This is a genomic window from Halovulum sp. GXIMD14793, from assembly GCF_054457435.1.
Genome location: NZ_JBTLNE010000023.1, coordinates 48625 through 57665 on the forward strand (window position 1 = coordinate 48625; position 9041 = coordinate 57665).

Sequence of the window (9041 nt, forward strand, 5' to 3'; positions counted from 1 at the left end):
TTCCGACCTTACACAGGGTGTCTCATCTTTATAAAACCGTCGGCACCCCCCAATTGCCGAAAGCCTCATCCGGTGCTATGCCCCGCCTTGCACTGCAACACTCATTGAGGGATTCCCGCGCATGGCAAATGACTACATCGTAAAAGACATCAATCTGGCCGAATTTGGCCGCAAGGAACTCGACATCGCCGAGACCGAAATGCCGGGTCTGATGGCCCTGCGTGCGGAATATGGCGACAGCAAGCCGCTGAAGGGCGCGCGTATTGCCGGATCGCTTCATATGACGATCCAGACGGCGGTTCTGATCGAGACACTGGTCGCGCTTGGGGCTTCGGTCCGTTGGGCGTCGTGCAACATTTTTTCGACTCAGGATCATGCGGCAGCGGCGATTGCTGCGGGCGGTACCCCGGTTTTTGCCATCAAGGGCGAAACGCTTGAAGAATACTGGGACTACGCCGACAAGATTTTCGATTTCCCCGAAGGCGGCGCGAACCTGATCCTGGATGATGGCGGCGATGCGACGCTGTATATCCTGATGGGCGCACGGGTTGAAGAGGGCGAGGAAGACCTAATCGCCGTCCCGACTTCCGAAGAGGAAGAGGTGCTGTTTGCCCAGATCCGCAAACGTATCGCTCAGAACCCCGGCTGGTTCGTCAAACAGCGCGAAATGATCCAGGGCGTGTCCGAGGAAACAACAACCGGTGTTCACCGTCTTTACAAGATGATGGAACAGGGCCAGCTGCCCTTCCCGGCGATCAACGTCAATGACAGCGTGACGAAGTCGAAATTCGATAACAAATATGGCTGTAAGGAAAGCCTGGTCGACGGCATCCGCCGCGCCACCGACACCATGATGGCCGGTAAAACGGCTGTTGTCTGCGGCTATGGCGATGTCGGCAAAGGTTCGGCTGCGTCTCTGCGCGGGGCAGGGGCCCGAGTGAAGGTGACAGAGGTTGACCCGATCTGTGCCCTGCAAGCGGCCATGGACGGGTTCGAGGTGGTCACACTGGAAGATGCCACGCCAACCGCGGATATCTTCATCACCACCACAGGCAACAAGGACGTCATCCGTCTTGAGCATATGCGCGAGATGAAGGACATGGCGATCGTCGGCAATATCGGCCATTTCGACAACGAAATTCAGGTCGCCGCGCTGAAGAATCACAAATGGACCAACATCAAAGATCAGGTCGATATGATCGAGATGCCCTCGGGCAATCGCATGATCCTGCTGAGCCAGGGCCGTTTGCTGAACCTTGGCAACGCCACCGGCCACCCGTCCTTTGTAATGTCGGCGAGCTTCACCAACCAGGTTCTGGCCCAGATCGAACTGTGGACCCGTGGTGATCATTATGAAAACCAGGTCTATGTCCTGCCCAAGCATCTGGACGAAAAAGTCGCCCGTCTGCATCTGGAGCGGATCGGTGTGAAACTGTCAAAGCTGAGCGACGAACAGGCGGACTATATCGGTGTCAAACCCGAGGGACCGTTCAAACCGGACCAATATCGCTACTGACAGCGTTCCAAATTGAATGAAACGGCGGCTTCGGCCGCCGTTTTGCATTTTGCAGGTCTGGCCAGATCGCCTGTTGCCGGATAGGACTTGGTGAACAACGGAGGGTAACATGGCAGGACGCGGTGCTGGCGGAACCGATGGGGGAACGGGCAGCTTTTTGCTGGGACTTGTGATGATGTGCGGGGGCGGCTATCTGCTGTTGCGCAATATCGTTGTGCATCCGAAGTTTGGCTTTGGCTCCCGTGTCTTTGGCTTTGGTGGTTTCGACGTCACCAGCGGCATGGTGCTGATCCCCTTTATCTTCGGCATCGGCATGATTTTTTACAGCGCCAAGAACTATATCGGATGGCTGCTGACACTTGGCTCTCTTATTGCACTGGTCTTTGGGGTGATCGCCAACCTGAACATCCAGATGACGTCGATGAGCGCGTTTGACCTGATCGTCATTATCGTCCTTCTGGTCGGTGGAATCGGTTTGTTTCTGCGCTCTCTTCGGAACTTCGGTTAGGACAGATTTGGCGTCAGGACGACTGCCAAGGGACTCCGACCCGGCCGATTTTACCGCTCGCGCCCGACTGATATTTAGTTGGCATTTGTTGCAAACCATATCCAAGGTAGTTTGGTGGGTTGTCGCGGCACCCCCATGTGAAGCAATGCGATCTTTGTTTTCAAAGGCTTATCAATTCCGTCGACATTCCCAAACAGAACTGGATTAAGGGAGACACTTTCAAGACGAAACCGCGTGATCCGGCGTGAGCGGATTGGTGATTTGAAACCCGGTCGGTGCAGGCGCAGGTCAGGGTCATCCAAGCGGCAGATGCTTGGCCAAACACCAACCCTCTGAAAGGAAACGACAATGAAACGCATCGCACTGACAACCCTCGCCCTGACCCTTGCTGCGGGCACAACCTTTGCCATGCCGCACACCAACTCGCAGCAGCAGAACGGGGTGCAGAACAGTTATTCGAGGATTGCCCCTGGCGCGGTCTTGCCGCAGCTGACACCGTCGCAGCTGGCGCTGATCAGTGCCGTGCTGAACGATAGCGACAGCAACAACGCGGAAAAACGCAGCCGGGTTGAGTTCTACGTTGGCAAGTTTGCCAACTGATCCGGACCCTACAATTCTGCGCGCGGATTAATTGCCGCGCGCAGACATTAAAGCGTTTCGAGTTTACCTTGAGACATCACATAAAATCGAAACGCGTACACCATATAGGCTTATCACTGCGTTTCAGGATAATCTTTTGTCTCAGGTTTATCCCGAAACGCTTTAATAATCAAATAATTGGTTTAAAAATGGTATTCTTCCAATTTTAATCATTGATTGATTGAAAATTCCGCCGATGTTCTGTATTTGTCTGTTAGATCACGATGCTTTGCAGAAACCTTCTGATACTGGCATCGCTATGATTTGCGCCGGTATACCCTTGACCGAGGGGGGTACAGCGCAACAAGTCGCAGAATGCGGTTTCCGAAAATCAGGATTGGGTCGGTCGACAGACCCACCAGAACGCGGGCAGAGCGTCCGGCACGGCAGGGGTGGCGTGCCTAGTCTCAAAACCGTAGTTTCCTGTGGCTTGTTAAGGGAAAAGGGCGTCCGGTGGGGTGCCCTTTTCTCATTACAGTCACATAGGTTTTTCAGTTGGATCAGGACAGAAGATGCGGGGCGTGGCTCCGGTCTTGCTTGCATCTCAATGGACCGGTGGCTGCACGATTTTAAGGCATGCAACGTCGCGACTTGAGGCTGAAAGCGGCACTGCTATGCTGACGTCACCATAGCAGAGCAAAAAAGTGCCGCCCCCACCTCATATCCGTCAGCGTGATCCGACACCCCCACCGCCAAAACGCCCCCAACGAAAGCGATCGGTGGGCGGGGCGCTGATCCTGTTGGCGCTGTTGACGGGGGTTCTGGCGATCATAAACCTGCCCGATCACCTGAACCCCTTTGTGCCGCTTGATCCGACGCGCGCCCCGACCGCCGTCACCCCCTGGAAACTGGCCCAGGCCACATCCAGCGCTGAAACCTGCTTTGCCGCACTGGATCGCATTCCCGACATTGGTCTAACGCGGATGCAGGACCGCGAAGACAGCGCGCAATGCCATATCCGAAACCGCGTATCCCTGCGCAGCCTCAGCGGTGCATCGCTCAGGCCGGTTGAGACCCGCTGTGACATCGCCCTGCGGCTCTATATGTGGCAGCGCCACACGGTCGCGCCCGCCGCATGGCGGCATTTCGGCGCGGATGTCAGCGAGGTTTACCATTTCGACAGTTTTTCCTGTCGCCGAATGCGCACAAGTTCCGGGACCTTTGACAGGATGAGCCTGCACGCCACAGCCGGGGCCATCGACATCGCCGGGCTTAGCCTGAGTGATGGGCGCAAAATCAGCCTTATAAAGGGATGGCAAGCTTCCGAGACGCAGGCTTTTCTGAAGGAGGTTCGCGACGGGGCCTGTGACTGGTTTCGCACCGTTCTGTCGCCCGACTACAACGCTTTGCACGCCGACCATTTCCACTTCGCCCAAGGGCGATGGCCGGTCTGTCGATAAATCAGGCGGGTTCGGCCAGCAGCCCCTGACCATCGCGACCTGTGATCCGCATGTGCACGATCCGCCCGACCGGTTGCGGCGCCGCGACCCGCACCTCGGTAAAGCCGGGGGTTCTGCCCATCTGGTCGTTCTCAAACAACACCGGATGCTGCTGACCAAGCTGTGCCGCCAGATGTGTGGCGACGGCGGTATCGCCCGCCGCCCGCAGACGCTTTGCCCGGTCCTTGATCACCGCCCCATCTACCGCCGTCATCCGCGCGGCGGGTGTGCCGGTACGGGCCGAGAACGGAAAAACATGCAACCAGGTCAGACCGCATTCATCCACCAGCTTGAGCGAGTTTTCGAACATCGCCTCCGTCTCGGTCGGGAACCCCGCGATGATATCAGCCCCAAAAACGATATCAGGCCGCGCCTTGCGGGTGTCCTCGCAGAACCGGATGGCATCATCACGCAGATGCCGCCGCTTCATGCGTTTCAGGATCATATCGTCGCCTGCCTGCAAGGACAGATGCAGATGCGGCATCAAGCGCTGCTCGGATGCAACCGCATCCAGCAACGCCGCATCCGCCTCAACCGAGTCAATTGATGATATCCGCAGCCGTGGCAAATCCGGCACCATCCGCAAAATCCGCTGCACCAGATCACCCAGCGGCGGCGCGCTAGGCAGATCCGCCCCCCAGGAGGTCATATCGACCCCGGTCAGAACAACCTCGTTATAGCCCGCATCGACCAGCCGCCGGATCTGATCCACCACCACCCCCGCCGGAACCGAGCGTGAGTTGCCCCGGCCATAAGGAATGATGCAAAAGGTGCAGCGGTGGTCACAGCCGTTCTGCACCTGAACATAGGCGCGTGCGCGGGTCCCGAACCCATCAATCAGATGGCCTGCAGTCTCAGTCGCGGACATGATGTCATTGACCAGCACCTTTTCCGTCTTGCCGATGAAATCCGGCCCCGCGACCTTGTCCCAGGTCTCGCCCTGCATCTTCTCAAGGTTGCCAACGACTAGATCGACCTCGTCCATACCGGCATAGGTCTCGGGCTCCGTCTGGGCGGCACAACCGGTTACGATGATCCGGGCTTCGGGGTTTTCACGCCTGAGGCGGCGGATACGTTGGCGCGACTGACGCACGGCTTCTGCGGTCACCGCGCAGGTGTTGACGATGATCGCATCCGTCAGCCCAGCCGCATCCGCCAGTTCGCGCATAGCCTCGGATTCATAGGCGTTCAGCCGACAGCCAAATGTCTCGACCAGCGGCTTCATCGGACGGTGGCCAGAAATTCCGGTGTCAGGCGACCCTCAAACACCGTTGCCGTGGGGCCGGTCATCCGCACGCCGCCCCCTTTGGGCCATGAGATATCAATCTCCCCGCCATCGAGAATCAGGGTGGCCCGCCGATCCATCAGCCCCCGCCGGACCGCATTCACCAGCACAGCGCAAGAGGACGAGCCAGAGGCCAGTGTGACGCCCACGCCCCGCTCCCACACACGGACCCGCGCGCGGTCGCGCGACAGAACCTGTACGAGCTGAACATTTGTCCGCTCAGGAAACAGCGCATCGTTCTCCGTCTGCGCTCCGATCTCTTCCAGCGAGACGGCGTCGGCGTCCTCCACAAAAAAGGTGCAATGCGGATTGCCCATGGAACAGGCGGCTGGGTTACCTTTCAAAGGCAGCGATGCGGTGTCACAGGCGCGTGCCAGCGGCATATCCTGCCAGTCGAGCAGGGGTGGCCCCATATCCACCTCAACTCGATCGTCAATGGCGCGGCAGGGCAACAGGCCGCGCTCGGTTCTCAGAACCAGCTGTTCGACGCCGTGCTCCGCCATCAGATGTGCCGCAACGCAGCGCGTCGCGTTGCCACAGGCCGCCGAGGTTGATCCATCCGCATTCAGGAACGTCAGATGCGCATCCGCCGCGGCGTCACTGTGGATCACGGCCAACTGATCAAACCCAACCCCGAAATGCCGATCACCAAGCGCACGCGCCAGCTCAACCGATATCGTTCCGCGGCCGTCGCGGGCATCCACCACCACAAAATCATTCCCCAATCCGTGCATCTTCCAGAAATGCAGGAGACTGTCTGCCATACGATCTTTCATGGCGCGCTATATAGTCCTGAAACCATCCCGAGACCAGAACCTAAGAAACCCTCGATTTTCCCCTTGACCTCCGCCCCCCCCTTGCTTATCCAACCGCCCTCGTGGGCCGTTAGCTCAGTTGGTAGAGCAACTGACTTTTAATCAGTAGGTCGATGGTTCGAACCCATCACGGCTCACCATTTTCTCCCAAGTTGTGAGTAATCACGACTGAGTTCCCTTTCAGTCAGGTTATTTGCCTTTTGCGTCAGAACCCAGTTCCTTTTTGCTGGTTTTCCGTTCCTGATGCCTTTTTCCGGCTCGCGACAAGAGATGAAAAAGGAAGCGCATCCTGAACCAGAATCAAAAGCCTGGGGTTGAATCGGAGTTTCCTTCAGGCCCTCACGTGCCCGCGTTCGATAGAAGCTGAGAAAGATTGCATGACAGGAAGCCACGCGAACTGCCAGCCTGATCCGGAGAGGTTGGCGGAGGCAGATCCGCCGCGCGATCGAATAGCTCTGCAATGGCCGCATCTAGAAATTCTACGGTGCGCCAACAGCAACGCCAGATGTTTTCGGCACGACAGTCGGTGGCGCTGACCGGATTGCATAATCTGCGACACAGGCCGCGAGGCGCTCGAGCAACGTATCAAATCCACTGAAATCGATGGTACTGGCTTTTCGCCGCACAACTTTGTCAGCGAAGGCCACCTTTCCGTAGGCAGTGTGGTCGCCGTGTTCCTTCTTTTTATCGAAGGGTTTGCCGTCGAGCAGTTCACTCAGCACTGCTGGAAGAAACAGATCCTCGATGTCTTTCATTGCCGGTGGTGCGCCTTCAGGCACTTTGACCAGATACAGGTTATGCCCAAGATGATAAAACGAATCGGTCGTCGTTTTATCTACTGGTTTTCCGCTTTTCTTAGATGCAGTTTTGAACACCTCTTTCGGGCCGTCATCGTTATCGCAAAGGACTATGATTGGGTTATCAAGGGGTAAATGCCGGTAACGTTTCAAACGATTTCCATATTCGTTGATCAGCTTGTTTTGACCAGAAGCACCATTGCCAAGGTCAAGGATCGAGCGAGATGTCCCGGACGGGCTCAAGAAACCAATGTTTGGTTCATCCTTTCCATCCCGCGGTGTGACAAGCGAAGGAAAATGCGCTGCACGGGACCGGATTGCACATTTCAGATATGTGATATCCGATATACCTTCGGTCACAATCATGGGCTGCTTGTTTGCCACAAAGTGTTTGTAAAACAGAAAACGCTTATAAAGCTCGATCGGTGCCGACGGCGGTGCAAAACCGATATTCTTGTTCTCTTTATGGGTGCGATCTCGTCTCGCTTTAACAAAGTAGATATGTGAAAGCATGCCCTCAAGCGGACGCAGATTATCGGTGCTGACTGGTGTGCTGGTCGGATCAGAACTAGGCCTATGCCATTGGCCAGTCTGAAAACTGAATTGCACATCGCTCTCGCCGTTCGGTAATAATCCTGCCGAATGTTGAGCTTGGTATTGACCACCAGCCCTGTCACTGTTTGGCGGGAACGGCGCAGTGACATACGGGTCTTGCTAGGATTCAGCGCGAACCCGGCGCCTTCAATGACCTCCGTCAGACGCATCCCCGGCTCCCACGCGGCACCAGCCATTTCGCGAGCGATTTCCTGTGGGAAGATTCGTTCGTTGGTCGAGAAGGTTAAGTCATCCGCGTAACGCGTGTAAGCGCAATGAGCATGTTTTGACAGCTTCATGAGGCGTGCATCAAGGATGTTGGCAACCAAGTTCGAAATGATTGGTGAACAAGGGCTACCTTGTGGCAGCGAATTTTCGTGGCAGGCAATCTGAGCCAATACCGTCGCCACACTTGGAGCAAGCTCGAAGGCGCGATCTTTGATAAATAATCCCCGAACTCGGCCAAAATTTATCGACCCAAAGAAGTCAGCGATATCAACGTTGAACACATAGCGTCGTTTTCGATGAACATTTGCATTCGAAATGGTCGTTCGGCCTTTGCGAAAGCCATGTGACGCAGCTTGATAACGTGGATTGTCCTTCGCGACTTCCTGCGCACATCCTTCTAGCAACTCTGCGAGGCGACGTTGAAGCAATGATAATTGGTCAATTGGGGCCTCGATTGTTCGTGTGCCTCCTCCCTTCTTAGGGATATCGAAGGTTTTGTATTTTTTTGCGTCTGGCATCTTATAAAGAACAAAGGACAGCGCTTTCGGTGTGAAACCCAATAGTTTTGCAAGATCGGAGAGGTTTTGCGCCTGTTTAAGCCGAGCAAGTTTGGACATTAAATCTCTTTTTTCACGATGAGCTTGCGGGCACTCTTATGCGTTCAAGGTCAACAATCCAAAATACCGGAAAGTCTGCAAAGGGAAACTGAACGAGAGCAGCGTGCCTAACATTCAGGTCATATGTCGCGATGCGCGGCATGTAGTCTGCCCGCAAGCCTTGCCTCATATTTGCACAAGTTTAAGGCGAGGGGCAAGTCTCACCAAACCCAAAGTGAAGCAAACTTGCTCTGACGCTATTCAACGCCTAACTCTCCCATCCCCTCATCATATGTTTCGATGAAATCAACCATCTTCGCAACAATTCGCTCTGCTGATGGTTTACGATGAAGGATGCCCGGAACTTCTGTCATAACGGCGACAATTTCATCTGTAAGAGGGCGCTTTCCCGAGAATTGGTAGGTTTCAAGCAGTTTGGAGAAGCCGTCTCGATCCAGTTTTTGTTCGGCGCAAATTGCGCCGAATGCTTCATCGCGCTTTTGCTCTGACCTGCCCCCCGAAACTTCCCTCGTTCTGATGTAGAGTTTGCTCAACCTTTTGAAGGAGCAAACGAATGCGAAAGAGCCGTTTCACGGAAGTCCAAATCATTGGGATGATCAAAGA

9 protein-coding genes and 1 tRNA gene are annotated in these 9041 nt (G+C 55.6%); 5 read left to right on the plus strand and 5 right to left on the minus strand.

Going from position 1 to position 9041, the window contains the following annotated elements:
• Positions 1–121 precede the first annotated feature (121 nt).
• The 4 genes from ahcY to ACW9UQ_RS08575 all read left to right on the plus strand — a co-directional run bounded on the left by ahcY (position 122) and on the right by ACW9UQ_RS08575 (position 4063).
• On the plus strand, positions 122–1516 hold the full coding sequence (gene ahcY, locus ACW9UQ_RS08560; protein ID WP_458930598.1) for an adenosylhomocysteinase: 1395 nt from the start codon (positions 122–124) through the stop codon (positions 1514–1516).
• Between the two features lie 109 nt (positions 1517–1625).
• A complete protein-coding gene (locus ACW9UQ_RS08565) occupies positions 1626–2024 on the plus strand; it encodes a hypothetical protein (protein ID WP_458930599.1) in 399 nt (132 codons plus the stop codon).
• 348 nt (positions 2025–2372) lie between these two features.
• Complete coding sequence (locus tag ACW9UQ_RS08570; RefSeq protein WP_458930600.1) at positions 2373–2624, plus strand: hypothetical protein; 252 nt, start codon at positions 2373–2375, stop codon at positions 2622–2624.
• Positions 2625–3307: 683 nt separating this feature from the next.
• Complete coding sequence (locus ACW9UQ_RS08575) at positions 3308–4063, plus strand: extensin-like domain-containing protein (protein ID WP_458930601.1); 756 nt, start codon at positions 3308–3310, stop codon at positions 4061–4063.
• Position 4064: 1 nt separating this feature from the next.
• Here the strand turns inward: ACW9UQ_RS08575 and mtaB are convergent, their stop codons facing one another.
• Both mtaB and dapF read right to left on the minus strand, forming a co-directional pair.
• Positions 4065–5327, minus strand: a complete 1263-nt coding sequence (gene mtaB / locus ACW9UQ_RS08580) for a tRNA (N(6)-L-threonylcarbamoyladenosine(37)-C(2))-methylthiotransferase MtaB (RefSeq protein WP_458930602.1) — start codon at positions 5325–5327, stop codon at positions 4065–4067.
• Positions 5324–6151, minus strand: a complete 828-nt coding sequence (dapF, locus tag ACW9UQ_RS08585) for a diaminopimelate epimerase (protein ID WP_458930603.1) — start codon at positions 6149–6151, stop codon at positions 5324–5326. The genes mtaB and dapF overlap by 4 nt, the downstream gene beginning before the upstream one ends.
• Before the next feature lie 115 nt (positions 6152–6266).
• On the opposite strand from dapF, the gene ACW9UQ_RS08590 reads away from it, so the two are divergent.
• Positions 6267–6342: transfer RNA gene (locus ACW9UQ_RS08590), tRNA-Lys, on the plus strand.
• Positions 6343–6681: 339 nt separating this feature from the next.
• Here the strand turns inward: ACW9UQ_RS08590 and ACW9UQ_RS08595 are convergent.
• The 3 genes from ACW9UQ_RS08595 to ACW9UQ_RS08605 all read right to left on the minus strand — a co-directional run bounded on the left by ACW9UQ_RS08595 (position 6682) and on the right by ACW9UQ_RS08605 (position 8971).
• Positions 6682–7365: a hypothetical protein gene (locus ACW9UQ_RS08595; protein WP_458930604.1), complete on the minus strand. Its 684-nt coding sequence runs from the start codon at positions 7363–7365 to the stop codon at positions 6682–6684.
• Positions 7362–8438: a retron Ec67 family RNA-directed DNA polymerase/endonuclease gene (locus tag ACW9UQ_RS08600; protein ID WP_458930605.1), complete on the minus strand. Its 1077-nt coding sequence runs from the start codon at positions 8436–8438 to the stop codon at positions 7362–7364. Before ACW9UQ_RS08600 ends, ACW9UQ_RS08595 begins: the two co-directional genes overlap by 4 nt.
• 236 nt (positions 8439–8674) lie before the next feature.
• On the minus strand, positions 8675–8971 hold the full coding sequence (locus ACW9UQ_RS08605) for a hypothetical protein (protein WP_458930606.1): 297 nt from the start codon (positions 8969–8971) through the stop codon (positions 8675–8677).
• Between the last annotated feature and the right edge of the window lie 70 nt (positions 8972–9041).